Source organism: Streptomyces cavernicola (assembly GCF_029968035.1).
Taxonomy (GTDB): Bacteria; Actinomycetota; Actinomycetes; order Streptomycetales; family Streptomycetaceae; genus Streptomyces; species Streptomyces cavernicola.
Genome location: NZ_JASCIQ010000016.1, coordinates 128,134 through 153,911 on the forward strand (window position 1 = coordinate 128,134; position 25,778 = coordinate 153,911).

A 25,778-nucleotide genomic window follows, 5' to 3' on the forward strand; every position below is an offset into this window, starting at 1 on the left:
GCGTCCATCCTTATCTCGGCACCGCCCCATGGTTCCACCCGCCTACGACAGCGGTCACTGAGCCGTGACGCAAGGCGCCGGATTGCTTGCTGAATGCGCGGTTTGCCGGATCTGCATCGGGCCTGTTTCCGGGCCTGTTCCGGGCTGTTTCCGGGCCTGTTCCCGGGCCTGTTCCCGGCTGTTTCCGGGCCTGTTCCGGGCCTTTCCGCCGTCACTGTGACGGGTTTCGCGCGCCCCGCACGCCCCTCACACCCGCGCGGTTCAGCCCGCAGGGTCGCGCGTGAAGGAGCCGAGCGCCCGGTCGAGGTGGCGCTGCGCCTCCCGCGCCCGCCCGACCGGCGCCGAGACCGACACCTCGTGCATCCGGCCGCCCTCCTCCCAGGCGACGTGCAGTTCGTGCCGCGGGCCCCAGCCGTCGCTCGGCCCGTCCCAGGTGAACTCCCAGCGGGCGGCGGCGCGGCCGTCGTGCCGGGTCTCGGCGAGCGCGCCCGCGCGGTACCCGGCGTGGGTGCGCGGCCCCCGCCCGTGCGCCTCCCGCAGCGCGGCCGCCGGACCTCCCGGTACGGGATCGGCCTCCCGTACCCCGATCCGGAACGCCCCGCCCGGCGACGCGTAGAAGACCCGCGGCGGCTCGACCGTGCGCACGTACCCCTCCGGGACGGCCAGGGCGAACCCGGCCGGGTCGTGCACCAGGCGGTACCCGGCGGGTGCGGAGCCCGTGCCCGTCGGCACCCGGGTCACCGTGACGGTCGGAGTCGGCGTGCCTCCCGTGCCCCCCGTGTCCGCCGTTTCCGAGGCGTGCGGCCTGCCGTCGTCCCGGTCGGCGCCCCCGTCGAACAGCAGCACCGCCGCGGCCGCCCCCGCGCCCGCGACCACCGCCACCAGGACCCCGGCGAGCAGTGCGGCACGCGCGCGTGGCAGCCGACGCGGGCTCCCCGCCGATACGCCGGAACCAGAAGGAGCCCCGGCCCCGGCACCAGCACCGGCACCGGCCGGGCGGCGCGGGCCGGGGGTCGGCAGCCGCTGGGCGGCGGTGCGCAGCGGCGCGAGCGCCGGCGGGAATCCGCGCCGCTCCGCCGGGAACCCGCGCCGCTGCGGCGCGTACGGCACGACGCCCGTCTGCACGTACGCCCGAAGGAGCCGTTCCGCCTCCGCCGCATCGATTCTTCGCTCCGGGTCCCGCTCCAACAGCCCCCGTACGACCGGAAGCAGCGGGCCGGCCGCGCCCGGCAGGTCCAGTTCGTCCGACATGACGGCGGTGACGATGCCGCCCAACGTGTCGCGCTGGAACGGCGATCGGCCGGTCAGCGCCGCGCAGAGCAGCACGCCGAGCGACCACAGGTCGCAGCCGGGCCCGGCTGCGCCGCCCGACATGCGCTCCGGCGCGGTGTACTCGGGCGAGCCGACGAACGAGCCGTGCTCGGTGAGCGTGGAGGCCCCGGCGACCTGCGCGATCCCGAAGTCCGTGAGCACCACACGGCCCGAGCCGGCCTCCGTCAGGACGTTGCCCGGCTTGAGGTCGCGATGCAGCACGCCCTCGCCGTGCGCCGCGCGCAGCGCGCCGAGCAGCGCGAGGCAGAGCCGCGCCGCCTCCTCCGTGCCCAACGGGCCCTGCCCGTCGAGCCGGTCGGCTAGCGAGCCGCCCTCGATCAGCTCCATCACGATGTACGGGCGGCCGTCCTGGACCAGGACGTCGTACACGACGATCACGTGCGGATGGTGGATCTGCGCTATCGTCCGCGCCTCGCGCAGCGTCCGCTCACGCAGCCGGCGGGCCTCGTCGAAGGAGAGCGAGGGGTCGAGAACGACCTCCTTGACCGCCACCTGACGGGCGAGCAGCTCGTCCGTGGCACGCCAGACGACCCCCATGCCGCCCCGGCCCAGCTGCTCCCCCAACCGGTAACGGCCCGCTATCAAGCGGCTGTTGCCCCGCTCGCTCGCGCTCGCCATGACTTCATCATGCCGCACACCCGTACGGTCAACCCCTCACGTCACGACGGACTGCCGCCGAGGCTATGGGTGTCGGCCACTCTGCTTATGGGTCCTGGTCACACCGGCCCGCTCGCCGGTGCCGCGGCCTACGGCCGCCAGCCGCGCAGCACGTGCTCGAACCGCTCCCGCGTCCGGTCCCAGTCCTTCGCCGGGCCCGCCATGTAGATCGCGTACTCGGTGCCGTCCGCCGCGATGTACAGCTGGTCGATCGCCCGCCGCTCGCCCTTGCCGACGCCGTCGGTCTCGGTCCAGCTGAACTCCCATATGGCACCCGGCCGTCCGCGGAACGTGTTGGACTCCAGCTGCACCCGCTCGTACGTGGGCAGCCGCCCCATGCCCTGCTTCTCCATGACCTTGGCGTGCACATACGAATTCTCTTCCGGCGGCACCTTGTTGACGCCGATGCGCAGCAGGTGCCGGCCGTTGTCCGGGGTGTAGTCGATCTGGTCGCCGAAAGTGCGGCGCTTGAAGTCGGGCGGCAGGAGCAGGCTGAAGCCCGCGACGTCGTCCTTGATCCGCACCCAGTCCTTCGGCACGGCGCCTTCCGTGCGCCCCTCGCCGTCGTCGCCGCTGCTGCCGTTCTGCGCGGCGTTCCGGCCCTGCTCGCCGCCCCGGTCGGCGAACTCCAGGATGCCGACCGCCGCGCCCACGCCGACCAGGCCGGCCGCCACGATCACGGCCACCGTGTTCCGCCAACGGTGCCGGGGCGGCTGCGGCTGCGGCGGGGGCTGCACACTGGGCACGGTCGAGCCGGGTGAGGCCGGCGGGGCGGACTGCGGTACGGGAGTCGGGGTGGGCGGTGTGCCCGGCGGCGAGGTAGGCGGCGTGCCGGGCGTCGGGGCGGGCGGCGTGCCGGGGAAGGCGTGCGCGCCCGGGGCCTCGTACCGCCGCGTGGCCACGTACTCCTGGGCCGCCGAAGGCCTGCGCCCCTCCGCGACCTCCGTCAGCATCTGCTCGGCCAGATCCGCGTCAGGCCGCACCTCCGGGTCCTTGCTGAGCAGCGCCGCTATCACCGGGGCGAGCGGACCGGCGTGCTCCGGCACGCCCGGCTCGTCCACCACCACGGCCTGCATCGTGGCCAGCGGCGACTGCCGGCGGAACGGCGAGTACCCCTCGACCGCCGCGAACAGCAGCACGCCCACCGCCCACAGGTCGGACGCCGGTCCCGGGTCGGCGCCCCGCACCCGCTCGGGCGCCAAGTAGTCCAGAGAGCCGACGAGTTCACCGGTCTTCGTGATGGTCGAGTCGCCCTCGATGGCCGCGATACCGAAGTCGGTGAGCAGCACCCGCCGGTCCCCGGCGAGCAGCACATTGGCCGGTTTCACATCCCTGTGCAGCACCCCCGCGGCGTGCGCTGCGCGCAGCGCGCGCACCACCCACGCGCCGATCCGCGCGGCCTCCACCGGCTCGATCCGCTGCCGCCGCCGCAACGCGTCCGCGAGGGAGCCGCCGTCGACCAACTCCATGACGATCCAGGGGCGTTCGTCGTACTCGAACACGTCGTGCACCGTCACGACCGCCGAGTGGTTGATCCGCGCGGCCGCCCGCGCCTCCTTCTGGGTGCGCGCGAGCAGCACGGCCCGGTCGGCCTCGGAGACGTAGAGCGCCGCGGTCAACTCCTTGACGGCGACGGTGCGATGGAGCACCTCGTCGTGGGCCCGCCACACCCTGCCCATGCCGCCGCGCCCGAGGCACTCGGCGAGCCGGTACCGCCCCGCGAGTACGTCGCCCTGTGCCGTGCCTTCGGTCCGATCCACGTTCCCCCGCCCGTCCATGTCCCGGCCAAGCGTAAGGAACACGCCGCACCGTCCGGAAGGCGGTGCGGTGTTACGGGCGGATGGTGTCGCCCCGCCTCGACGGCTCGCCCCGGGTGCGGCTCCGGGTCACTTGCCCGGCCGGTACGAGACGACGGCCTGCTCGTGCAACCGCGTGACCTCGTCCCGCTCGGACTCCGGCCCCTTGACGAGCACCACGTGGTACCGCCCGTCGATCAAAAGCGCCGCATTGCGTACGTACACCTCGCCGCCGTCGGCGTCCGTCCACGTGAACTGGCCCTCTGCGCGCACCTGTCCGCCGACGTCTATGCGCCGCATGCCCGTCGACGTGGCCCATGTCGAGTCCCGGAACGGCTGCAGCTCGACCTCGCGCTCGCGCTGGTAGTAGAGCGGATCGCTGCTCCGGCCCGTGGCCGCGTCCCGACCCGGCACGACGATCAACTCGAACTCCCCGTCCGCGTACGTCACTTGGCCGCGCCCGGTCGCACCCACGCGCTCCCAGCCCTTCGCCACCGCCACCCGGAAACCCTCCGGGTCCTTGCGCAGCGCGAAGCCCTCGGGCACGTCGGGCCCCGAGGACTGCGGGTCGGGCCGCTGCGAGGTCGGCGACTCCGCGTTGCCGTCGCCCGGCCCGTCCGGCCCGTCCTCTCCGTTCTTCCCGTCCTCGCCCTCGCCCGGCTCCGCGGGGGCCGAACTCGCCGAGCCCGCCTGCCCGGTGCGCCCGCCGTCCGCCCCCTCGCCCGCGCCCGCGCCCTCGCTCGGCTCGGCCTTCGGCATGAACAGCACGGCGTACGCGACCGCCGCCACGAGCCCGAGCAGGATCAACGCGAGCAGCATCCGCCCGAGCCGCCGGGGCGCCTGCTGCGTCCGCTGCGTCCGCTGCGCCTTCGGGGCCTGCCGTGCGGGCTGGTACGAGCGGTACTGCTCCTGCAGGTCCGTCGAGGCTGCCCTGCTCCCGGCCCCGGTTCCTGCTCCGGTTCCCAGTGCGGGTCCGGCTCCGATGCCTGGTGCGGCCGCGGCTCCCGCCCCGCGCTTGTGGCGGCTCTTGTGCCGGCCCGCCCTGCGCCTGCGCACCAGCTCGCCCCGGCGTCGTACGACCGGAAGCTTGGTGCGGTCGAAGGGCGGCGAGGGCACCACGTTCTGGCCCGCCTCGGGCTCCGGGGCCGACCGGACGAGGGAGCGCAGCCAGCCGCGCAGCTCCTCGAACTCCGGCCGCTCGGTGGGGTCCTGGCGCAGCAGCGACTCCACGACCGGCCGCAGCGGCCCGCACTCCTCGGCGAACGCCGGCGGCTCCCCGCACACCAGCTGCACCAGCTCGTACGCACTGTCCTCCGGGTACGGGGCGTGCCCCTGCACCGCGCGGAACAGCAGCGACCCGAGCGCCCACAGGTCGGTGGCCGGACCGACCGGGGCCGCCAACTGCCAGTTCTCGTGCACCGGTCCGGCCTGCTCGGGTGCCCAGCGCTCGGTGACGGGGCCGACGACGTTCATCCGCGCCTGCCGCGCCCGCTCCGCGGCCAACGGCGTCGCGGGCCCCTTGCGCGGCGGCCGCTCGGGCTGGGGCCAGGGCTGAGGTTCGGGCTGGGACTCGGCTTGGGCCGGGGTGCCGCCCGCGGGCCGCCGCCCGGCCACGCCGTAGGGGTCGTCTATACGGCCGGGCGGGACGGGAGGGGCGGGCGCACCGGCTGCGGCTTCGCCGCCCGTGCGCGGGCCCGGTACCGCCGGGTCCGGGCCAGGCTCTTCGGACTCATCGGCCCGCGCCGCCGCGTCCGGCACCGGGTCGTACCCGCACAGCGCCTCCTCGGCGGCGCCCGCAGCGAGACCCGTGAGCATCACGCGGCCGTTGTCGCAGACCAGGACCGTGCGCATCGTGATGTTCCGGTGCACCCAGCCGTGGGCGTGCAGCGCGCGCAACGCGGTCAGCACCTCGGACGCGACCTCCGCCGCGCGGTACGGCGTCAGCGGCTTCTCCGCGACCAGCGCCGCGAGCGGCAGCGCCGCCACCAGCTCGCTGACGATCCACAGCGAACCGTCCTCCGCGAACACGTCGAAGACCTGGTCCAGCCGGGGGTGGTCGGGGATCTGCGCGGCCGCCTGCGCCGCCTCGATCGCCCGCCGCACGACCGGATCGGCGGGCCTGCGCGTGGACCGCCCGCCCCCCGGGCCGTACGCACCCTCGTGCTCGTACCCGCTCCCGTACCGGCCCTCGGCGAGCCCCTCGTCGACCACTTCCGCGTCGACCGTCTCCGGCAACGGCACCTGCCGGACGAGGACTTCTTGACCGCTGTACGTGTCGAAGGCGCGGGTCTCGGCGAACTCGTACGCGTCCGACGGGGGCAGCGGAAGGCGGTAGCGGTCGGCAAGCACCCGACCCGCATAGTCGTCCACGTCGCCTCCCCGTCAGCGCACGTACCTCAACGCCCTTGCGCCGACCGCCGTATCACTCCCCGAACCTTCACGATACGTGGCCCCGCCGCGGTCCGCCGCAGGGTCTCGGCAACCGGTCAACTACCGGCTGGCTACCGGTCAGTCCTTCGGTTGGAAGGTCTTGAACGCCGTCTCGCGCAGGGTCCTGCACTCCTTCGCGTTCCACGCGTCGGCCTTGCACGTCACCATGATCGAGTAGCCGCGGTTCTCATCGACCTTGAAGCCCCGGTTGAGGACCCGCACCCGCTGCCCGCTCTGATCACGCTCGAACTCCCAGTCCGCGACGGTCGGGTAGCCGTTGAACTCGACCTCCGCGATGCGGATGTGCCGGTAGTTCGGCATGCTCCCGCTGACGGCCGACCTGAGCTGCCGCCACGCCTTGGCCGCGTCGTCACCCGGACTGCGGTTGAAGTCGACCTGGACGCGCGGGAATCCGCCGCTCTCGCTGAATATGGCGCCGGAGTTCTGCCCGGCCGTGCCGGTCCGACGGAACCCCTCGGGCATCGCCATGGCGAACATGAACTGGCCGTTCGACACCTTCGCGTACCCGGCCGGAATCCCGCCGTCCGCAGCGCCCTCGTCCCCGGAGCCCTTGCCGCCGTCCGCCTTGCCCTTGCCCTTGCCGTCGTTCTCGGCGTTACCGCCGTCGTCCGTGGTCGGGTCCGGTCCGGGGTCGGCGGGCTCGTCCTGCTCGCCCTTGCCCCGGTCCCCGGTGGCGCCGGCCGACGCGGCCGCCTCGTTCTTGCCGCCGCCCTTGCCCGCCGGGTCCTCGCCCCCGCTGAACGCCACGGCGAACACCGTGCCGAGTATGGCCAGCGCGACCACCACCGCCACGACGAGCAGCGTGCGCTTCGGCACCACATCGGTCAGCGAGGCGCGCGCGGCGGCCACGGCCCCACCGGCTCCCGGTCCGCCTGAACTGACTGCGGCATCACTGGACTTGGCGGCGCCGCTGTCCGAACTCGACTTGTCCGTACCGGGCTTCGAGGTGCTCGCCGCAGCCGACGCCGCAGCCGCGTTCCGTACCGACTTCAGCGCGCCGCGCAGCCGCTCCGCCGCCTCACCGCGCCGGGGGCCGCTCGCGCCGGGCGCGTCGGGCGCCTCGGGCAGCGGCACGACACGGGTCGCGGACACCGGGTCGTCGGCCTGCAGCTCCGCCTCGTCGTCGGGCGCGTGGATCACGTCGTTCAGGAGCGCCCGCGCACCCTTGTCGTCGAGCCGCAGATCCGGGTCCTTCTCAAGCAGCCCGTAGATCACCTTCTCCAGGCGACCCGCGTTGCGCGGCGGCTCCAGCGACTCGGTCATCACCGCGGTCAGCGTGGCGATCGCCGAGCCCTTGTCGTACGGCGGAACACCCTCCACCGACGCGTAGAGCAAGCCGCCGAGCGACCACAGGTCCGCCGCCGGGCCCGGCTTGTGCCCGCGGGCCCGCTCCGGCGAGATGTACGAGGGCGCGCCCACGAGCATGCCGGTCGACGTGATGGACGGGTCGCCCTCGACCTGCGCGATACCGAAGTCCGTCAGGACCACCCGGCCGTCGTCCTTCGCGATCAGCACGTTCGACGGCTTCACGTCCCGGTGCAGGATGCCCTCACGGTGCGCGGCGCGCAGCACGTCGAGCACGGCGAGGCCCACCTCGGCGGCGCGGTGCGGCGTCAGATGCCCGTCCTGGCGCACGACTTCGGCGAGCGACTTGCCCTCGATCAACTCCATCACGATCCAGGGGCGGTCGTCCTCGTTGACCACGTCGTAGACCGTGACCGCGCCGTTGTTACGGATCCGCGCGATCGCCTTGGCCTCACGCAGCGTCCGCGTGATCAACCGGCGCTTCTCGTCCTCGTCGATGGCCGAGGGAAAACGCAGCTCCTTGACGGCGACCGTGCGACCGAGCGTCTCGTCGACCGCACGCCAGACCGTACCCATGCCGCCGCGGCCGAGCATCTCCCCCAGCCGGTACCGACCGGCCAGGAGGCGCCCCTTGGTCTCCTGCGGCTGCTCAGCCTCCGACATGCGTCCCCTCTGCAATCAACCCGCCCTGGCAGAGCGTCCATTGTCTCTCATGCCCGGGGTGGGGGAAGGCCCGGGTCCACGCGATGATGGCCCGGCACGGATCGAGGGACCGATATGACCGACAAGCACTCATCACAGCCGCCTCACTCCGCACCCATGCCCCCGACGCACGAGCCTCACAGTTCGTTCACCGGGGCGAGGGGCGGGAGTTCGGGGTTTTGGGGGGTGGGGGTGGGGGTGGTTGTGGGGGTGCTGCTCGTGTCCGGGTGCAGGGCTGGGCCCCCTCCCCCCACCGGTAGCGGGGCCCCCTCCCCCACCTCCACCACCAGCCCATCTCCCCCCACCCCCCACAGCCCCGAACTCCCGCCCTCCTCCCCACCCCTGACCGCAGCCCTGACGTCCCTGACCGCGCACACGCGCACCCCTGGCGCGGCCGCCCTGGCCCGTAGAGCGTCCACCTCGCGCTACGGGTCCGCCGGCACCGCCGACACCGACACCGACCGCCCCATCCGCCGCAAGGACCGCTTCCGCATCGGCAGCATCACGAAGTCCTTCACGGCCGTGGTCGTCCTCCAGCTCGCCGCCGAGCACCGGCTGTCCCTGAACGACACCGTCGAGCAGCACCTGCCCGGCCTCATACGCGGCCACGGCAACGACGGCCGCGACCTCACCCTGCGTCAACTCCTCACGCACACCAGCGGCTTGTTCCCCTACACGGCCGCCCCGGGCACCCACACCACCGACCTCGACCGCCGCTACACCCCCACCGCGCTCCTCCGCACCGCCCTGGCCCACCGCCCCCTCTTCGCCCCCGGCGCCGACTGGTCGTACTCCAACACCAACTACACCGTCCTCGGCCTGATCATCGAGAAGGTCACCGGCCACAGCTACGCCGCCGAGGCGCAGCGCCGCATCATCACCCCCCTAAGGCTGACCGGCACGTCCTTCCCCGGCACCGACAGCCACCTGCCCGCCCCGCACGGCCGCGCCTACTCCGGAACCCCCGCCTCCCCCGAGGACGTCACGGAGATCGATCCCTCGGGGGCGGGCGCGGCCGGCGAGGCGATCAGCACCCTCGACGACCTGAACCGCTTCTACGCCGCGCTCCTCACCGGCGAACTGCTGCCCGCGCGCCAGCTCGCCGCGATGCGCAGCACCCGCTCGTCCGACGGCGTCTACGGCATGGGCCTGATGCCCACCGAGCTGTCCTGCACCACCGTCTGGGGCCACAACGGCCGCATCGTCGGGTCCTACGCCAACACCGCCGCCACCGCCGACGGCCGCCACATCCTGACGTACCGCCTCAATTCCGACTGGAGCACCGCCGGAAGGCCCGAACGAAAGCTCCTGGAAAGCGAGTTCTGTCAGGACAAGAACCAGTAGGCAGAAGCACCGGCCCCAGACAACTCGGCCCCTCACCAAGAAGGCATCACAGAGGCACGATGTCCGGCGCCCCCAACCTCGCGGCGTCGGCCGTCAGGTCGTCCGGCTGGCGCTGCGACTCCCGCTCGGCCTCGACCCGCTTCTCGTAGTGCTCGACCTCTCTGTCGATCTGGCTCGCGTCCCAGCCGAGGACCTTCGCCATGAGCTCCGCGCACTCCCGCGCGCTGCGCGTGCCCCGGTCGAAGGTCTCGATGGAGATGCGCGTACGCCGGGTCAGGACGTCGTCCAGATGCCGGGCGCCCTCGTGCGAAGCGGCGTAGACGATCTCGGCGCGCAGGTAGTCGTCGGCGTACTGCAGCGGTTCGCCGAGTGACGGGTCGTCTGCGATGAGTTCGAGCAGTTCCTCGGTCAGCGATCCGTACCGGTCCAACAGGTGCTCCACGCGCACCACATGGAGTCCGGTGCGGGCGGCGATGCGGGCGCGGGCGTTCCACAGCGCCTTGTACCCCTCGGCGCCGATGAGCGGGATGTCCTCGGTGACGCAGTCGGCGACGCGCTGGTCGAGCCCGTGCACCGCCTCGTCGACGGCGTCCTTGGCCATGACGCGGTACGTCGTGTACTTGCCGCCGGCGACGACGACGAGCCCGGGGACCGGGTGGGCGACGGTGTGCTCGCGGGACAGCTTGCTGGTGGCGTCCGACTCCCCGGCGAGCAGCGGCCTGAGCCCCGCGTACACGCCCTGCACGTCGTCCCGGGTGAGGGGCAGTGCGAGCACCGAGTTCACGTGCTCCAACAGATAGTCGATGTCCGCACTGGAGGCGGCCGGATGGGCCTTGTCGAGGTCCCAGTCGGTGTCGGTGGTGCCGATGATCCAGTGCCGGCCCCACGGGATGACGAAGAGGACGGATTTCTCGGTACGCAGGATCAGCCCGGTCGTCGAGTTGATGCGGTCCTTGGGGACGACCAGGTGGATGCCCTTGGAGGCGCGGACGTGGAACTGGCCGCGCTCGCCGACCATGGCCTGGGTGTCGTCGGTCCAGACTCCGGTGGCGTTGACGATCTGACGGGCCCTGATCTCGTACTCCCCGCCTGCCTCGACGTCCTCCACGCGCGCGCCCACGACGCGTTCGCCCTCGCGCAGGAAGCCGGTGACGCGGGCCCGGTTGGCGACCTTGGCGCCGTAGGCCGCGGCGGTGCGGACCATCATCGCGACGTAACGGGCGTCGTCCATCTGGGCGTCGTAGTACTGCATGGCGCCGACCAGGGCGTCCTTCTGCAGGCAGGGTGCGACGCGCAGGGCGCGGCGGCGGCTGAGGTGGCGGTGCATGGGCAGGCCGCGTCCGTGGCCGCGTGACATCGACATGGCGTCGTAGAGGGCGACGCCGGATCCGGCGTAGAGCCGCTCCCAGCCCTTGTGTTGCAGCGGGTAGAGGAACGGGACGGGTTTGACGAGGTGCGGGGCGATGCGTTCGAGCAGGAGTCCGCGTTCCTTCAGTGCCTCACGCACCAGTGCGAAGTCGAGCATCTCCAGATAGCGCAGGCCGCCGTGGATGAGCTTGCTCGACCGGCTGGACGTGCCCGAAGCCCAGTCTCTGGCTTCGACGAGGCCGGTGGAGAGGCCTCGTGTGACGGAGTCGAGTGCGGTGCCGGCGCCGACCACGCCCGCGCCGACGACGAGCACGTCCAGTTCCCGTTCGGCCATGGCCGCGAGTGCTTCGGCCCGCTCTGCCGGTCCCAGTGTCGCTGTCCTCACTGCTGCCTCCCGTCTCGCCCCCGTGTGGTCGGGCTCACAACGTCGATTCTGTCCGTAGTCGCGGACTTCAGCCACCGCCTGTGGACAACACTCCGAAGTCCGTCGCCGAGCAATACCGCAGAACGGTCATATTTACTCCTAACCTGACATTGCGCTGGTCCACTCTGTCCACAGGGCTTGCGCGCTCCTCCCGTTCCGGCTATTGGGAAGGACGGCCCACGCCATGCCCGCAGATCTCGCCGTCATCGGACTCGGACATCTCGGCCTGCCCCTCGCCCAGGCCGCCGTCGCGTCCGGGATCGAGACCATCGCCTACGACCCGCGGCTCAGCGCCGACCTCGCCGCGGGCCGACTGCCCGCCGACGAGGGCACCCTGACCGCGGCCGACCTGCGCCGGATGCTCGCGGGCGGCTTCCGGCCGACCTCGAACCCGGTGGAACTCGGCCGCGTGCGCACCGCCGTGATCTGCGCACCGACCCCGCTCGGCGCCGACGGTTCGCTCGACCTCGGCCAGGTCGCCGACGCGGCCCGCGACCTCGCGGCCCGGCTCCGCCCGCACACCACGGTGATCCTGGAGTCCCCCGCGTACCCCGGAACGACGGACGAACTCGTGCGCCCGCTCCTGGAGAAGGGCTCGGGGATGCGCGCGGGACGGGACTTCCACCTCGCGTACTCGCCCGGCCGCCTCGACCCCGGCAGCCGCACCCACGGCTATGCCAACACCCCGAAGGTCATCGGCGGCCTCACCCCGGCCTGCACCGAGTCGGCCGCCGCGTTCTACAACCGCCTCACCGACAAGGTCGTACGCGCGCGTGGCCCCCGCGAGGCGGAGACGGTGCAGCTCCTGGAGACGAACTACCGGCACGTCAACATCGCCCTGGTCAACGAAATGGCCGTCCTCTGCCACGACTTGGGCGTCGACCTGTGGGACGTCATCCGCTGCGCCGAGACCAAGCCCTTCGGCTTCCAGGCCTTCCGTCCGGGCCCCGGAGTCGGCGGCCACGGCATCCCCCTCGACCCCAACTACCTGCCGCACCACAGCCGTACGCCCGGCCACCCGCTGCGCATGGTCGGCCTCGCCCAGGAGATCAACCACCGCATGCCGCAGTACGTGATCCAGCGCGCGGCCACCCTCCTCAACGAGCACGGCAAGTCCGCACGCGCCGCGCGTGTGCTGCTTCTCGGCGTCACCTACAAGCCCGACCTCGCCGACCAACAGGGCTCCCCCGCCCACGAGATCGCCACCCGCCTGATGGAGCTGGGCGCCGCCATCAGCTACCACGACCCGTACGTCCCGCACTGGAACGTCCTCGGCCACCCCGTCCCCCGCGCCGACTCGCTCTACGAGGCGGCCGCCGACGCCGACCTGACGATCCTGCTCCAGCCGCACCGCACGTACGACCTGCAGAGCCTGTCGGTGAAGGCCCAGTTGCTGCTCGACACCCGCGGCGCCACCCCCATCGGCGCCGCCCACCGCCTCTGACGAAAGACGAAAGACGAAAGACGAAAGACGAAAACAGTCACTACAGAAGAAGGGCCGTACCGCTCGCGAGCGGTACGGCCCTTCTTCTGTAGTGCAGGTTTTCAGCGGCGGTGCACCGAGTCGGCGACGGTGACCTCGACCCGCTGGAACTCCTTGAGCTCGCTGTACCCGGTCGTGGCCATCGAGCGGCGCAGGGCGCCGAAGAAGTTCATCGAACCGTCGGGCGAGTGCGAGGGGCCGGTGAGGATCTCCTCGGTCGTGCCGACCGTGCCCAGGTCGACCTTCTTGCCGCGCGGCACGTCCTCGTGCACGGCCTCCATGCCCCAGTGGTAGCCCTTGCCGGGCGCGTCCGTAGCACGGGCCAGCGGGGAGCCCATCATCACCGAGTCGGCACCGCACGCGATGGCCTTCGGCAGGTCGCCGGACCAGCCCACGCCACCGTCGGCGATGACGTGGACGTACCGGCCGCCGGACTCGTCCATGTAGTCCCGGCGCGCGGCCGCGACGTCGGCCACCGCGGTCGCCATCGGGACCTGGATGCCGAGGACGTTGCGCGTGGTGTGCGCGGCGCCACCGCCGAAGCCGACGAGGACACCCGCGGCGCCGGTGCGCATGAGGTGCAGAGCCGCGGTGTACGTGGCGCAGCCGCCGACGATCACCGGGACGTCCAGCTCGTAGATGAACTGCTTGAGGTTCAGCGGCTCGGCGGCGCCCGACACGTGCTCGGCGGACACCGTCGTACCGCGGATCACGAAGATGTCGACGCCCGCGTCCACGACGGCCTTGGAGAACTGGGCCGTGCGCTGCGGCGACAGGGCGGCGGCGGTCACGACGCCGGAGTCGCGTACCTCCTTGATGCGCTGGCCGATCAGCTCTTCCTTGATCGGCGCGGCGTAGATCTCCTGGAGCCTGCGGGTCGCTGCCTCGGCGTCCAGCTCGGCGATCTCGTCGAGCAGCGGCTGCGGGTCCTCGTAACGGGTCCAGAGGCCCTCGAGGTTGAGCACGCCCAGGCCGCCCAGCTCGCCGATGCGGATAGCCGTCTGCGGGGAGACGACCGAGTCCATGGGCGCCGCGAGGAACGGCAGCTCGAATCGGTAGGCGTCGATCTGCCAGGCGATCGAGACCTCCTTCGGGTCCCGCGTACGCCGGCTCGGCACGATGGCGATGTCGTCGAACGCGTACGCCCTGCGGCCGCGCTTGCCGCGCCCGATCTCGATCTCAGTCACGTTGTGTGGCCTTTCCACTCTCCGGTCTGCGTCTTCCAGTATCCCCGACACACATGCCGAGGCCCGCGGGCGTAGTACCCACGGGCCTCCAAGCGTGCTCCCCGTACGCGCCGAACGGTCAGCGGCGCGCGTAGTTGGGCGCCTCGACGGTCATCGCGATGTCATGCGGGTGGCTCTCCTTGAGCCCGGCCGAGGTGATCCGGACGAACCGGCCCTTGGCCTTGAGCTCCGGGATGTCGGCCGAGCCCACGTACCCCATGGAGGCGCGCAGGCCGCCGACGAGCTGGTGCGCGACCGAGGAGAGCGGGCCGCGGTAGGGCACCTGGCCCTCGATGCCCTCGGGCACGAGCTTGTCCTCGGACAGGACGTTGTCCTGGAAGTACCGGTCCTTGGAGAAGGAGCGGGCCTGGCCGCGCGACTGCATGGCGCCGAGCGAGCCCATGCCGCGGTACGACTTGAACTGCTTGCCGTTGATGAAGACCATCTCGCCGGGCGACTCCTCGCAGCCCGCGAGCAGCGAGCCGAGCATCACCGTGTCGGCGCCGGCGGCGATCGCCTTGGCGATGTCGCCGGAGTACTGCAGGCCGCCGTCGCCGATGAGCGGGACGCCGGCGTCGTGGCACGCCTTGGCGGCCTCGTAGATCGCGGTGACCTGCGGCACGCCGATGCCGGCGACGACGCGGGTGGTGCAGATCGAGCCGGGGCCGACGCCGACCTTGACGCCGTCCACGCCGGCGTCGATCAGGGCCTGGGCACCTTCGCGGGTGGCGACGTTGCCGCCGACGATGTCGACGCGGATGTTGCTCTTCAGCTTGGCGATCATGTCGAGGATGCCGCGGCTGTGGCCGTGCGCGCTGTCCACGACGAGGAAGTCGGCGCCGGCCTCGACGAGGGCCTGCGCCCGGTCGTACGCCTCGTCGCCGACGCCCACCGCGGCGCCGACGACCAGGCGGCCCTCGGAGTCCTTGGCGGCGTTGGGGTACTTCTCGGCCTTCACGAAGTCCTTGACCGTGATGAGGCCCTTGAGGATGCCGTTGTCGTCGACGAGCGGCAGCTTCTCGATCTTGTGGCGGCGAAGGAGCTCCATGGCGTCCTCGCCGGAGATGCCGACCTTGCCGGTGACCAGCGGCATCGGCGTCATGACCTCGCGGACCTGACGCGAGCGGTCCAGCTCGAAGGCCATGTCGCGGTTGGTGACGATGCCGAGGAGCTTGCCGGCGCCGTCGGTGACGGGCACGCCGCTGATGCGGAACTTGGCGCACAGCGCGTCGGCGTCACGCAGCGTCGCGTCCGGCGAGACCGTGATCGGGTCGGTCACCATGCCGGACTCGGAGCGCTTCACCAGGTCGACCTGGTTGGCCTGGTCCTCGATGGAGAGGTTGCGGTGCAGCACGCCGGCGCCGCCCTGACGGGCCATGGCGATGGCCATGCGGGCCTCGGTGACCTTGTCCATCGCCGCGGAGAGCAGCGGGATGTTCACCGAGACGTTGCGCGAGACGCGCGAGGCGGTGCTGACCTTGTTCGGCAGCACTTCGGAGGCGCCCGGCAGTAGCAGGACGTCGTCGTATGTCAGCCCGAGCATCGCGAATTTCTCGGGTGCTCCGTCGACGTGGTCACTCATGACACCTTCCCCAATGCTCTTGCCAGGCGCGGACCACCATGCTAACGGCCCGCAGGGGCACTTCATTCCACGATCGCATCACAGTGGACGACGATCATCGTGCGTTCCTACGAGGAGTCCGATTGGAGGAGCGCCTGCCTCACTTGCTCCCTGAGCGACTGCCTCACTGCTCCGCGAGCGCCCGCAACCGGCTCAACGCCCGGTGCTGCGCGACCCGGACCGCGCCGGGCGACATTCCCAGCATCTGGCCGGTCTCCTCGGCGGTGAGCCCGACGGCGATCCGGAGCAGCAGCAGTTCGCGCTGGTTCTCCGGAAGGCTGGCGAGGAGCTTCTTGGCCCACTCGGCATCGCTGCTGAGCAGCGCACGCTCCTCGGGGCCGAGGGAGTCGTCGGGCCGCTCGGGCATCTCGTCGGACGGCACGGCCGTCGAGCCCGGGTGGCGCATCGCGGCGCGCTGCAGGTCGGCGACCTTGTGCCCGGCGATGGCGAAGACGAAGGCCTCGAAGGGGCGCCCCGTGTCGCGATAGCGCGGCAGCGCCAGGAGCACGGCGACGCACACTTCCTGCGCGAGGTCCTCCACGAAGTGCCGAGCGTCACCCGGCAGTCGGGAGAGCCGCGTGCGGCAGTAGCGCAGTGCGAGGGGGTGCACGCGGGCCAGGAGATCGTGCGTGGCCTGCTCGTCACCCTCGACCGCGCGTCGTACGAGTGCACCGATGGCCCCTTGGGCAGCAGCAGCCTCGTCGTCACGCATCGGTCCATGGTGCCTCGGCGTCTGCCGATCCGTGGCACCGCGTCCGTAGTTGTGCACCGAAGCGTTATGAGCAGGCGCGCCGGAACTCATCTCCTGCGCCCTCCCCTCCCGCTCGATCGAATCGTCCCCGAGGAACTCCACACCTCAAGGATGCGGCATCGCGCGGGAAACGAGGGACGGCGCGGTCCGAGCCGTCCAAGTCGCAGGTCGTGAGGCGTCCCGTCCGCGCGCTGGCGGACGGGACGCGCCGACGACACGGAACCCGCGCGGCGGCGCACTTCTAGCGGACCAGGCCCCAGCGGAAGCCGAGCGCCACGGCGTGCGCACGGTCCGAGGCGCCGAGCTTCTTGAACAGTCTGCGCGCGTGTGTCTTGACCGTGTCCTCGGAGAGGAAGAGCTCGCGGCCGATCTCGGCGTTGGAGCGGCCGTGGCTCATGCCTTCGAGGACCTGGATCTCACGCGCCGTGAGCGTCGGCGCGGCGCCCATCTCGGCGGAGCGGAGCCGACGCGGGGCGAGCCGCCAGGTCGGGTCGGCGAGGGCCTGCGTGACGGTCGCGCGCAGCTCGGCGCGCGAGGCGTCCTTGTGCAGATAGCCGCGGGCGCCGGCGGCGACCGCGAGCGCGACGCCGTCGAGATCCTCGGCGACGGTCAGCATGATGATCCGGGCGCCGGGGTCCGCCGAGAGCAGCCGGCGCACGGTCTCGACGCCGCCCAGACCGGGCATGCGTACGTCCATCAGAATCAGGTCCGAGCGGTCGGCGCCCCAGCGGCGGAGGACTTCCTCGCCGTTGGCCGCCGTCGTCACGCGCTCTACGCCGGGCACGGTCGCCACCGCGCGTCGGAGCGCCTCTCGGGCAAGCGGGGAGTCGTCGCAGACGAGGACGGAAGTCATGAATGTCCCCCGCGGCTCTCACAGCTGCTGCGCGTCACCTTGAGCCTCCAGGCTGTTACGAATCGTCACCTGTGCGATTGACGCCCTCGGACATCTGCCCGAGCGCTTCTGTTTTCAACCGCCTCGACCTCTCAACGATGGTCACTCGAAAGAGTTACGGGTCGGTGAGCCTTCTTCAGCACTCTACGTGAGGGCTCGGACACAGCACAGCTACCGCAGGTCACCGAAGATTTCGCTCAAGCGATGCCCCATTTAGCGGCTTTTCTTCCCTTTTCCTGGTGTCTGTGACTAGATTCGCCATGAGTCATATTTTCATCTACTCGGACAGTAGATGTACGGTCATGGGTCCAGAATCCGCTCGACACAGGTTGCAAGGGGCAAGCAATGGCAGATTTCTCCCGCCTTCCCGGTCCGAACGCCGATCTGTGGGACTGGCAGCTCCTGGCAGCCTGCCGCGGGGTGGACAGCTCGCTGTTCTTCCATCCGGAGGGCGAACGGGGCGCCGCGCGAAGCGCACGTGAGAACTCGGCCAAGGAGGTCTGCATGCGCTGCCCGGTGCGCGCCCAGTGCGCCGCGCACGCGCTCGCCGTACGCGAGCCGTACGGCGTCTGGGGCGGGCTCACCGAGGACGAGCGCGAGGAGCTCATGGGGCGGGCGCGCAACCGCCTGGTCTCGGCGTCGGCGACGTCGAGTGCGGGTAGTTCGGTGAACTGACCCGAGCTCCGCGGAACAACAGGAGGAACGTTTCTTCGCAGGCCTCTCGGCTGTCACATCCGTCCCGACCGTCCCAGGCGCCGCAACCGGCGGCGCCGGTACGGCCGGGGCGGCTCAGCGGGACGCGGCCGTGGCGAGGTGGTCGAGCGTGGCCGCGACCGCCGGGACCTGCGCCAGGTCGGGCAGGGTGAGCGCGACGATCTCGCGGCGCACGGCGGGCTCCACCGCGACCGCACGGGCCCCCTTCGGCCGTACGGACTCCAGGGCGAGCTCGGGCAGCACCGCGACGCCGAGGCCCGCGCCGACCAGGCTGATCACCGCCGGGTAGTCGTCGGTCGCGAAGTCGATGCGGGGGGTGAAGCCGGCGCTCTCGCAGACGTCCACCAGCTGTCGGCGGCAGCGCGGGCAGCCCGCGATCCAGGGCTCGTCCGCGAGTTCGCCGATGGCGACGGAGGCCGAGCGGGCCAGGCGGTGCCGCTCCGGGACCAGGCCGACGAGCCGGTCGGCGAGCAGCGGGCGGACGACCAGGTCGCTCCAGTCCTCCGTGGCGTGCGCGCCGTCGTACCGGAAAGCGAGGGCCACGTCGCAGTCGCCCTCGCGGAGCATCTCCACCGAGCGCGGCGGTTCGGCGTCGACGAGGGAGACGCGGGTGCCGGGGTGGGCGGCGCGGAGGGCGGCGAGCGCGGTCGGCACGAGCGCGGAGCTGCCGCTGGGGAAGGAGACGAGGCGGACGCGGCCGGCGCGCAGACCGGCGATGGCGGCGACCTCCTCCTCGGCCGCGGTGAGGCCGGCGAGGATGCCCGAGGCGTGTCTGACCAGGGCTTCGCCGGCCTGTGTGAGGCGCATCTCGCGGCCCGTGCGGATCAGCAGCGGGGTGCCGGTGGACTGTTCGAGGGCCTTCATCTGCTGACTGACGGCGGGCTGGGTGCAGCCGAGCTCGCGGGCCGCCGCGGAGAAGGAGCCGGTGGCGGCGACGGCTCGGAGTACGCGGAGATGGCGGGCCTCGATCATGCATCGAGCATAAGCCACTCTTGGGGCAAGCGGCGATTAATGCGTCGACGCTTTGGCTTCGGTCGCCTAGCGTGCCGCGTATGGAGCTTCTTTCGGTGAATGTGGGACGGCTCAAGGCCGTGGAGTACACCGACGCCCCCGCGGGTGGGACCGGCATCGACAAGCGGCCCGTCGAGGGTCCGGTGCGGATCTCCGCGCCGGGGCCGAAGGGCGAGTTCGGCAGCGGGCTCGACGGGGACGTGGTGGCGGATCTGCGGCATCACGGCGGTGACGACCAGGCGGTGTACGCCCTCGCGCGCGAGGACCTGGACGCGTGGGAGCGCGAGCTCGGACGGCCGCTGGCCGCCGGCGCGTTCGGCGAGAACCTGACGACGTCGGGCGTGGACGTGAGCGGCGCGAGGATCGGCGAGCGGTGGCGGATCGGCGACGAGGTGGTCCTGGAGGTCACGTCCTCGCGGATTCCGTGCCGTACGTTCGCGGGGCATCTGGGAGAGAAGGGCTGGGTGCGGCGGTTCACGCAGGGCGGGGCGCCGGGGGCGTATCTGCGGGTGATCGAGCCGGGCGAGGTGCGGGCCGGGGACACGGTCGAGGTGGTGCACCGGCCGGACCACGAGGTCACCGTCGCCCTGCAGTTCAGGTCGGCCACCACCGAGCGGGCGCTGCTGCCGCGGACGCTCGCCGCCGGGGCCGCGCTGCACCCGGAGGCCCGCGCGGCGGCGCGCTCGTACGTGGAGAAGTACGGGGAGTAGTTCGGGGAGTAGTTCGGGGAGTAGTTCGGAGAGTGGGCGAGCGGCGGGGAGGGGGCGGTTCCGGTCAGGCCTGCGGCGTACGGGAGTTGGCGTCCGGGCGGATCAACGGGGCCCTTAGCCTTGGCCCATGACTACCGCTCTGATCACCGGATCGACCGCGGGCATCGGCTCCGCCTTCGCCCGGCGGCTCGCCGCCGACGGCCACAACCTCGTCCTTGTCGCGCGCGACATCGCGCGGCTGCGGGAGCAGGCCACCGAACTCCACGACCGGCACGGCATCGAGGCCGAGGTGCTCTCCGCCGACCTGGCCACGGAGGAGGGCATCGCGGCGGTCGAGAAGCGGCTCGGCGACCGCAGGAACCCGGTCGACCTGCTGGTCAACAACGCCGGCTTCGGCAACAAGGGGACCTACCTGGAGGTGCCCATGGCCGACGAGTTGACGATGCTGAAGGTGCACATCGAGGCGGTCCTCCGGCTCACGTCGGCGGCCGTCGAGGTGATGCGGGAGCGCGGCCGGGGCGGTGTGGTGAACGTGGCGTCGGTGGCGGCGTTCGTGCCGCGCGGTACGTACGGGGCGTCCAAGGCGTGGGTCGTGCAGTTCACGCAGGGCGCGGCGAAGGACCTGGCCGGTTCCGGGGTGCGGCTGATGGCGCTGTGCCCCGGCTTCGTGCGTACGGAGTTCCACGAGCGGGCCGGGATGGGCACCGACAACATCCCCAAGTGGATGTGGCTGGACGCCGACAAGCTGGTGGCGGCGGCGCTCGCGGACCTGGCGCGGGGCAAGACGCTCTCGATCCCGGACCCGCGCTACAAGGTGATGATGGGCGCTGTGAAGGTGGTGCCGCGGAACCTGCTCGGCGGGCTGACGTCGCGGACGGGACGCAAGTACGGGCCCCGGTGACGGCAGCCCCCCACCCCGGCAACTGTGACGTACGTCACTAAAATGGACGTATCCCATCGACTCGGGAGCGGCCATGAAGTTCGTGCAGATCATCGACTACAAGACCAGTCAGTTCGACGCCATGAGCGCCGTTCTGGACCAGTGGGTCGAGCAGACGAAGGGGAAGCGGACCACCGGGCACGCGGTGACCGGCAAGGACCGCTCCGACAGCAACCACTACGTCGACATCGTGGAGTTCGACTCGTACGAAGAGGCCATGAAGAACTCGCAACTCCCCGAGACCGACAAGATGTTCCACGAGATCGTGGCGCTCTGTGACGGCATGCCGTCGTTCACGGATCTCGATGTGGTGCGGGACGAGCAGATCAACGCGGCGACGGCTCGCCGGTTCTTCGACGAGATCGCCATGGGCGGGAATCTGGGCCTGATCGACGAGGTGTTCGCGGACGGTTACACCGACCACGACGTCGCGAACCAGGAGTTGTCCGAGACCGGGAGGGACATCGTCCGGCGGGACGTCACGATGTGGCGGAACGCCTTCGACATGACGTTCTCGATCGACCACCAGGCCTCGGAGGGCGACTGCGTGGCGACCCTCTGGACGTGGACCGGCACGCACAAGGGCACGTTCATGGACATCCCCGGCACGGGCCGGGAGTGCACCATGACCGGCACCACGTTCTTCCAGTTCGAGGACGGCCTGATCAAGGAAGGCTGGTGGCACCTCGACGTGGCCCGGCTGATGGGCCAGCTCGGCGCCACGTAGGAACGCTGCAAAGGGACACCGACATGGGGAAGGCCCCCGTCCGCGTGCTGCGGGACGGGGGCCTTCGCCTCTGCGTCAGGCGCGGAGTGCGTCAGTGCGCGTGGCCGTGACCGTGGCCGTGACCGGCCTCGGGCTCCTCCTCGGCCGGCTTCTCGACGACCAGGGTCTCGGTCGTGAGCAGCAGGGAGGCGATGGAGGCGGCGTTCTCCAGGGCGGAGCGGGTGACCTTGACCGGGTCGATGACGCCGGCCTTGACCAGGTCGCCGTACTCGCCGGTGGCGGCGTTGAAGCCCTCGCCCTTGCCGAGCTCGGCGACCTTCGAGGTGATGACGTAGCCCTCGAGGCCGGCGTTCTCGGCGATCCAGCGGAGCGGCTCGACGGCGGCGCGGCGGACGACGGCGACACCGGTGGCCTCGTCGCCCTCCTTGCCGAGGTTGCCCTCGAGGACCTTCACGGCGTGGACGAGCGCGGAGCCACCACCGGAGACGATGCCCTCCTCGACCGCGGCGCGGGTCGCGGAGATGGCGTCCTCCAGACGGTGCTTCTTCTCCTTCAGCTCCACCTCGGTGGCGGCGCCGACCTTGATCACGCACACGCCGCCGGCCAGCTTCGCGAGGCGCTCCTGGAGCTTCTCGCGGTCCCAGTCGGAGTCCGTGGACTCGATCTCGGCCTTGATCTGGTTGACGCGGCCCGCGACGTCCTCGGCGTTGCCGCCGCCGTCGACGATGGTCGTGTCGTCCTTGGTGATGGTGACGCGGCGGGCGGTGCCGAGCACGTCCAGACCGGCCTGGTCGAGCTTGAGGCCGACCTCCTCGGCGATGACGGTGGCACCGGTGAGGGTGGCCATGTCGCCGAGCATCGCCTTGCGGCGGTCACCGAAGCCGGGGGCCTTCACGGCGACGGCGTTGAACGTGCCGCGGATCTTGTTCACGACCAGGGTCGACAGGGCCTCGCCCTCGACGTCCTCGGCGATGATCAGGAGCGGCTTGGAGCCACCGGCCTGGATGACCTTCTCGAGGAGCGGGAGCAGGTCCTGGATCGAGGCGATCTTGCCCTGGTGGATCAGGATGTACGGGTCGTCGAGGACGGCCTCCATACGCTCCTGGTCGGTGACGAAGTACGGGGACAGGTAGCCCTTGTCGAAGGCCATGCCCTCGGTGAAGTCCAGCTCCAGACCGAAGGTGTTGGACTCCTCGACGGTGATGACGCCGTCCTTGCCGACCTTGTCCATCGCCTCGGCGATGAGCTCACCGATCTGCTTGTCCTGGGCGGACAGCGCGGCGACGGCGGCGATGTCCTCCTTGGAGTCGATCGGGCGGGCGGTGGCGACGAGGTCCTCGGAGACGGCCTTGACGGCGGCGTCGATGCCCTTCTTCAGGGCGGCCGGGGAGGCGCCGGCGGCGACGTTGCGCAGACCCTCGCGGACCAGGGCCTGGGCGAGCACGGTGGCGGTGGTCGTACCGTCACCCGCGATGTCGTTGGTCTTGGTCGCCACCTCCTTCACCAGCTGCGCGCCGAGGTTCTCGTACGCGTCCTCGACCTCGACCTCACGGGCGATGGTGACGCCGTCGTTGGTGATGGTGGGGGCGCCGAACTTCTTGTCGATGACGACGTTGCGGCCCTTGGGGCCGATCGTCACCTTGACCGTGTCGGCAAGCTTGTTGACGCCGCGCTCGAGGGCGCGACGGGCGTCCTCGTCGAACTTCAGGATCTTCGCCATGGAGCTTTGTCAGTCCTCTCGAAAAACGAACAGCGCCCCCGGCACCCGGCTACTTAGGGTCGCGGGGGCCAGGGGCGCAGTTCAAAGCAATACCGGTGAATTACTTCTCGACGATCGCGAGCACGTCGCGAGCCGAGAGGACGAGGTACTCCTCGCCGTTGTACTTCACCTCGGTGCCGCCGTACTTGCTGTACAGCACGATGTCGCCGGACTTCACGTCGAGCGGCAGGCGCTCGCCGTTCTCGAAGCGGCCCGGACCGACGGCGAGGACGACGCCCTCCTGGGGCTTCTCCTTCGCGGTGTCCGGAATGACCAGGCCAGAGGCCGTGGTCTGCTCGGCGTCGAGCGGCTGGACCACAATGCGGTCCTCGAGCGGCTTGATGGCAACCTTGGAGCTGGCGGTCGTCACGATCCGACCTCCCCCTTCGGAGATCTCACGGGGTTAACTGTCTGAGGTGGCGACCAGGTGGATCCGTCGTCGCGGGTGCCGGACCTGCCCGTCGCTGTGTTGGCACTCTCCAACGGGGAGTGCCAGAGCCGACACTATGGCCGCGATTAGCACTCGGTCAAGCGGAGTGCCAATTGCCTGCGGCGCGGCGGGGGGTTTTCGGGGCGGCCGCGCCGATCCGGGCTGTGTTGTGGGAGCTTTGGCCGTCTGCCGGGTGCGGGTTCGATGTGGCTGGGCGCGCAGTTCCCCGCGCCCCTGGGGTGCACACCCTCCGGGTGGCACCCCCTCAGAGGTAGTCCTCCAGCCTTGCCACCGTGTAGCCCTGGGCCTGGATGCTGCGGAGCATCCGGGCCGTCGCCTCGGTCAGGGTCGCGCCGCCCAGCTCGGCGGGGCCGCGGAAGTGGGCGAGGATGATGTCGCCCGGACGCAGCCGTCCTTCGGCCGCGTACCGCAGGTCCTTGGCCTGCATGGAGGCCCGCCACAGGACCACCGCGGAGATCCCGCAGTCGGCCGCGGCGCGCAGGGTGTCGTCGTTGTACTCGCCGTACGGCGGCCGGAAGAGCCGGGGCTCGATGCCGAAGCGCTGCTTGAGCTTGTCCTGCTGGCCGCAGATCTCCCAGCGCTGACCCTCGTACGAGAGTCCGGGGAGGTACGGGTGGTCGAGGGTGTGGTTCTGGACGGTCGCGCCGACGGAGCGGAGCTCGCCGAAGTGCGCGTAGCCCGGACCGACCACGCGGTCCGTGAGGAACATGCTGACGGGGAGCTTCAACTCCCGGACCATGCGCACGAATTGCGGGTCGCGCTCGGCCCCGTCGTCGAAGGTCAGGAAAACCACCTTGTCGTCGGTGGGGACGCGGTCGACGACCGGGGGCAGTCCCGGTCCCGCGGCCGCGCGCACGGCCCGGACCTGCGGTTTCGGGGCCGGGGCGAGCGGCTTGTCGAGGCCCCAGCGGCGGGCGGTGGCCGTGGAGACCCGGCGCTCCTCGACCTTCTGGGCCGCCTTCCGGCCGAGCCGTTCGATCGGGTCGACGGACTGGGCGCAGCCGGTGAGCGCCAGCGCACCGGCTGCCAGCACCCCGGCGAGCAGCCGGTGCGCGCGCCTCACCGGCCGGCCTGCGCGGGCAGGTAGTCCTCCAGGCGCGCGATCGCGTACCCCTTGTCCGTCACCGTCTTCAGGAGGCGGCGCATCATGTCGGGCATGGTGCCCTTCCAGTCCTCCTTGCCGCGGAAGTGCGTGAGGATGATGTCGCCGGGGTGCAGGTCGCGGTCCCACTCGCGCCAGTCCATGCGGTCGACGAAGGCCTCGGCGTTCCACAGCGGCACGGACGTCACGCCGCAGGCCTTGGCCGCCTTGAGGGTGTCCTTGTTGTAGTTGCCGTACGGCGGGCGGAACAGCTGGGGGCGCTTGCCGTAGCGCTTCTCGATGATGTCCTGCATGCCGCAGATCTCACGCTTCTGCTCGGCGTACGAGAGGCCCGGCATGTAGCGGTGGGTGAGGGTGTGGTTGTTCAGGCCTACGCCGCGGTCCTGCATCTTCTTGAAGAAGCCGTAGTCCTCCTTGATCAGGTAGTTGCTGAGGAATGCGGTGTACGGGATCTTGAGCTCGCTCATCATGCGGAGGAACTCGGGGTCCTTGTCGGCGCCGTCGTCGATGGTCAGGAAGACGACCTTGTCCTTGGTCGGGACGGTCGTGTAGACGGGCGGCAGGTTCTTCTGGCCGGTCACCTCGAAGCCCTTGCGGGTGGTGATGGGCTTCTTGGTCGTGGGCGGCTTCGGCGGGGTCAGCGGCATCTTGGCCACCTTCCACTTCTTGACCGCGGCCACGCGGGCGGCATGCGCGGCGGCCCGCTGCTCGGCCTGCTTGACCTGCTGGCCGTGGGCCGGCTCGACGGGGTCCTGCCCGCCGGCGCCGCCCGCGCAGCCGGAGGCCAGGGCGGCGGCGGTGAGCACGGCGATACCCGCCTTGATCTGCAGGGATCGGTTCCCGGCGAGGCTCAGGCGCCGGTTCCCGGCGAGGTGCGGGGATCGATTTCTGGCGAATTTGTCGTTTTGTCGTACTAGTTTCATGGCGTCGGATCCTGTCAGCGAGGGTCTGCCCCGCTCGGCCGACAGCGCCGCCGCAGCGGGCACGATCCACCGACTGGCCGACACGGGGG

Annotated in this window: 20 protein-coding genes; 6 read left to right on the forward strand and 14 right to left on the reverse strand. The window is 71.3% G+C overall.

Annotated elements, in window-relative coordinates:
• Positions 1 to 261: 261 nt before the first annotated feature.
• From QIS96_RS17025 to QIS96_RS17040, 4 genes are all read right to left on the reverse strand, one after another.
• Complete coding sequence (locus tag QIS96_RS17025; RefSeq protein WP_282543450.1) at positions 262 to 1,950, reverse strand: serine/threonine-protein kinase; 1,689 nt, start codon at positions 1,948 to 1,950, stop codon at positions 262 to 264.
• Between the two features lie 128 nt (positions 1,951 to 2,078).
• Positions 2,079 to 3,767, reverse strand: coding sequence for a serine/threonine-protein kinase (locus tag QIS96_RS17030; RefSeq protein ID WP_282543451.1), 1,689 nt, complete (start codon positions 3,765 to 3,767; stop codon positions 2,079 to 2,081).
• Positions 3,768 to 3,875: 108 nt separating this feature from the next.
• Positions 3,876 to 6,155, reverse strand: a complete 2,280-nt coding sequence (locus tag QIS96_RS17035) for a protein kinase (protein WP_282543452.1) — start codon at positions 6,153 to 6,155, stop codon at positions 3,876 to 3,878.
• Between the two features lie 138 nt (positions 6,156 to 6,293).
• Positions 6,294 to 8,204: a serine/threonine-protein kinase gene (locus QIS96_RS17040; RefSeq protein WP_282543453.1), complete on the reverse strand. Its 1,911-nt coding sequence runs from the start codon at positions 8,202 to 8,204 to the stop codon at positions 6,294 to 6,296.
• A 258-nt stretch (positions 8,205 to 8,462) separates the two neighbouring features.
• On the opposite strand from QIS96_RS17040, the gene QIS96_RS17045 reads away from it, so the two are divergent.
• Positions 8,463 to 9,587, forward strand: coding sequence for a serine hydrolase domain-containing protein (locus QIS96_RS17045; protein WP_282543454.1), 1,125 nt, complete (start codon positions 8,463 to 8,465; stop codon positions 9,585 to 9,587).
• Positions 9,588 to 9,633: 46 nt separating this feature from the next.
• Here QIS96_RS17045 and QIS96_RS17050 read toward each other — a convergent pair whose 3' ends face one another.
• Positions 9,634 to 11,340: a glycerol-3-phosphate dehydrogenase/oxidase gene (locus QIS96_RS17050; RefSeq protein WP_282543455.1), complete on the reverse strand. Its 1,707-nt coding sequence runs from the start codon at positions 11,338 to 11,340 to the stop codon at positions 9,634 to 9,636.
• Positions 11,341 to 11,563: 223 nt separating this feature from the next.
• Between QIS96_RS17050 and QIS96_RS17055 the strand changes: the two genes are divergently transcribed.
• Entirely contained in the window at positions 11,564 to 12,823 is a 1,260-nt protein-coding gene (locus QIS96_RS17055; RefSeq protein WP_282543456.1) for a nucleotide sugar dehydrogenase, read from the forward strand.
• A gap of 101 nt (positions 12,824 to 12,924) precedes the next feature.
• Here the strand turns inward: QIS96_RS17055 and QIS96_RS17060 are convergent, their stop codons facing one another.
• The 4 genes from QIS96_RS17060 to QIS96_RS17075 all read right to left on the reverse strand — a co-directional run bounded on the left by QIS96_RS17060 (position 12,925) and on the right by QIS96_RS17075 (position 17,313).
• Positions 12,925 to 14,049, reverse strand: coding sequence for a GuaB3 family IMP dehydrogenase-related protein (locus tag QIS96_RS17060; RefSeq protein ID WP_282543457.1), 1,125 nt, complete (start codon positions 14,047 to 14,049; stop codon positions 12,925 to 12,927).
• 118 nt (positions 14,050 to 14,167) lie between these two features.
• The gene (gene guaB / locus QIS96_RS17065; protein WP_282543458.1) at positions 14,168 to 15,670 is read right to left on the reverse strand and encodes an IMP dehydrogenase; all 1,503 of its coding nucleotides are present in this window, start codon (positions 15,668 to 15,670) and stop codon (positions 14,168 to 14,170) included.
• A 163-nt stretch (positions 15,671 to 15,833) separates the two neighbouring features.
• Positions 15,834 to 16,421, reverse strand: coding sequence for a sigma-70 family RNA polymerase sigma factor (locus QIS96_RS17070; RefSeq protein WP_282543459.1), 588 nt, complete (start codon positions 16,419 to 16,421; stop codon positions 15,834 to 15,836).
• A gap of 280 nt (positions 16,422 to 16,701) precedes the next feature.
• Entirely contained in the window at positions 16,702 to 17,313 is a 612-nt protein-coding gene (locus QIS96_RS17075; protein ID WP_003948568.1) for a response regulator transcription factor, read from the reverse strand.
• Between the two features lie 384 nt (positions 17,314 to 17,697).
• Here QIS96_RS17075 and QIS96_RS17080 point away from each other — a divergent pair, with 384 nt between their 5' ends.
• A complete protein-coding gene (locus tag QIS96_RS17080) occupies positions 17,698 to 18,027 on the forward strand; it encodes a WhiB family transcriptional regulator (protein WP_282543460.1) in 330 nt (109 codons plus the stop codon).
• A gap of 114 nt (positions 18,028 to 18,141) precedes the next feature.
• On the opposite strand, the gene QIS96_RS17085 is transcribed toward QIS96_RS17080, so the two are convergent.
• A complete protein-coding gene (locus QIS96_RS17085; RefSeq protein ID WP_282543461.1) occupies positions 18,142 to 19,038 on the reverse strand; it encodes a LysR family transcriptional regulator in 897 nt (298 codons plus the stop codon).
• A gap of 80 nt (positions 19,039 to 19,118) precedes the next feature.
• Between QIS96_RS17085 and QIS96_RS17090 the strand changes: the two genes are divergently transcribed.
• The 3 genes from QIS96_RS17090 (at position 19,119) to QIS96_RS17100 (ending at position 21,454) form a co-directional block, all read left to right on the forward strand.
• Positions 19,119 to 19,787, forward strand: a complete 669-nt coding sequence (locus tag QIS96_RS17090) for an MOSC domain-containing protein (RefSeq protein WP_282543462.1) — start codon at positions 19,119 to 19,121, stop codon at positions 19,785 to 19,787.
• Between the two features lie 127 nt (positions 19,788 to 19,914).
• Positions 19,915 to 20,688, forward strand: a complete 774-nt coding sequence (locus tag QIS96_RS17095) for an SDR family NAD(P)-dependent oxidoreductase (RefSeq protein ID WP_282543463.1) — start codon at positions 19,915 to 19,917, stop codon at positions 20,686 to 20,688.
• Between the two features lie 73 nt (positions 20,689 to 20,761).
• Positions 20,762 to 21,454: an ester cyclase gene (locus QIS96_RS17100; protein WP_282543464.1), complete on the forward strand. Its 693-nt coding sequence runs from the start codon at positions 20,762 to 20,764 to the stop codon at positions 21,452 to 21,454.
• A gap of 91 nt (positions 21,455 to 21,545) precedes the next feature.
• Here the strand turns inward: QIS96_RS17100 and groL are convergent, their stop codons facing one another.
• From groL to QIS96_RS17120, 4 genes are all read right to left on the reverse strand, one after another.
• Complete coding sequence (gene groL, locus QIS96_RS17105) at positions 21,546 to 23,174, reverse strand: chaperonin GroEL (protein ID WP_282543465.1); 1,629 nt, start codon at positions 23,172 to 23,174, stop codon at positions 21,546 to 21,548.
• A gap of 100 nt (positions 23,175 to 23,274) precedes the next feature.
• Positions 23,275 to 23,583 carry a co-chaperone GroES gene (groES, locus tag QIS96_RS17110; protein ID WP_282535600.1) on the reverse strand — a complete coding sequence of 103 codons (309 nt, stop codon included), beginning with the start codon at positions 23,581 to 23,583 and terminating at the stop codon, positions 23,275 to 23,277.
• A gap of 325 nt (positions 23,584 to 23,908) precedes the next feature.
• Positions 23,909 to 24,727 (reverse strand): polysaccharide deacetylase family protein, encoded by an 819-nt coding sequence (locus tag QIS96_RS17115; RefSeq protein WP_282543466.1) that lies wholly within the window; start codon positions 24,725 to 24,727, stop codon positions 23,909 to 23,911.
• The gene (locus QIS96_RS17120; protein WP_408907202.1) at positions 24,724 to 25,689 is read right to left on the reverse strand and encodes a polysaccharide deacetylase family protein; all 966 of its coding nucleotides are present in this window, start codon (positions 25,687 to 25,689) and stop codon (positions 24,724 to 24,726) included. The genes QIS96_RS17115 and QIS96_RS17120 overlap by 4 nt, the downstream gene beginning before the upstream one ends.
• Positions 25,690 to 25,778 lie beyond the last annotated feature (89 nt).

Coding starts and splice junctions, on each gene's coding strand:
- QIS96_RS17025 (WP_282543450.1), bottom strand. CDS start 1,950: ATGGCGAGCGCGAGCGAGCGGGGCAACAGCCGCTTGATAGCGGGCCGT.
- QIS96_RS17030 (WP_282543451.1), bottom strand. CDS start 3,767: ATGGACGGGCGGGGGAACGTGGATCGGACCGAAGGCACGGCACAGGGC.
- QIS96_RS17040 (WP_282543453.1), bottom strand. CDS start 8,204: ATGTCGGAGGCTGAGCAGCCGCAGGAGACCAAGGGGCGCCTCCTGGCC.
- QIS96_RS17055 (WP_282543456.1), top strand. CDS start 11,564: ATGCCCGCAGATCTCGCCGTCATCGGACTCGGACATCTCGGCCTGCCC.
- guaB (WP_282543458.1), bottom strand. CDS start 15,670: ATGAGTGACCACGTCGACGGAGCACCCGAGAAATTCGCGATGCTCGGG.
- QIS96_RS17070 (WP_282543459.1), bottom strand. CDS start 16,421: ATGCGTGACGACGAGGCTGCTGCTGCCCAAGGGGCCATCGGTGCACTC.
- QIS96_RS17075 (WP_003948568.1), bottom strand. CDS start 17,313: ATGACTTCCGTCCTCGTCTGCGACGACTCCCCGCTTGCCCGAGAGGCG.
- QIS96_RS17080 (WP_282543460.1), top strand. CDS start 17,698: ATGGCAGATTTCTCCCGCCTTCCCGGTCCGAACGCCGATCTGTGGGAC.
- QIS96_RS17085 (WP_282543461.1), bottom strand. CDS start 19,038: ATGATCGAGGCCCGCCATCTCCGCGTACTCCGAGCCGTCGCCGCCACC.
- QIS96_RS17090 (WP_282543462.1), top strand. CDS start 19,119: ATGGAGCTTCTTTCGGTGAATGTGGGACGGCTCAAGGCCGTGGAGTAC.
- QIS96_RS17095 (WP_282543463.1), top strand. CDS start 19,915: ATGACTACCGCTCTGATCACCGGATCGACCGCGGGCATCGGCTCCGCC.
- QIS96_RS17100 (WP_282543464.1), top strand. CDS start 20,762: ATGAAGTTCGTGCAGATCATCGACTACAAGACCAGTCAGTTCGACGCC.
- groL (WP_282543465.1), bottom strand. CDS start 23,174: ATGGCGAAGATCCTGAAGTTCGACGAGGACGCCCGTCGCGCCCTCGAG.
- QIS96_RS17120 (WP_408907202.1), bottom strand. CDS start 25,689: ATGAAACTAGTACGACAAAACGACAAATTCGCCAGAAATCGATCCCCG.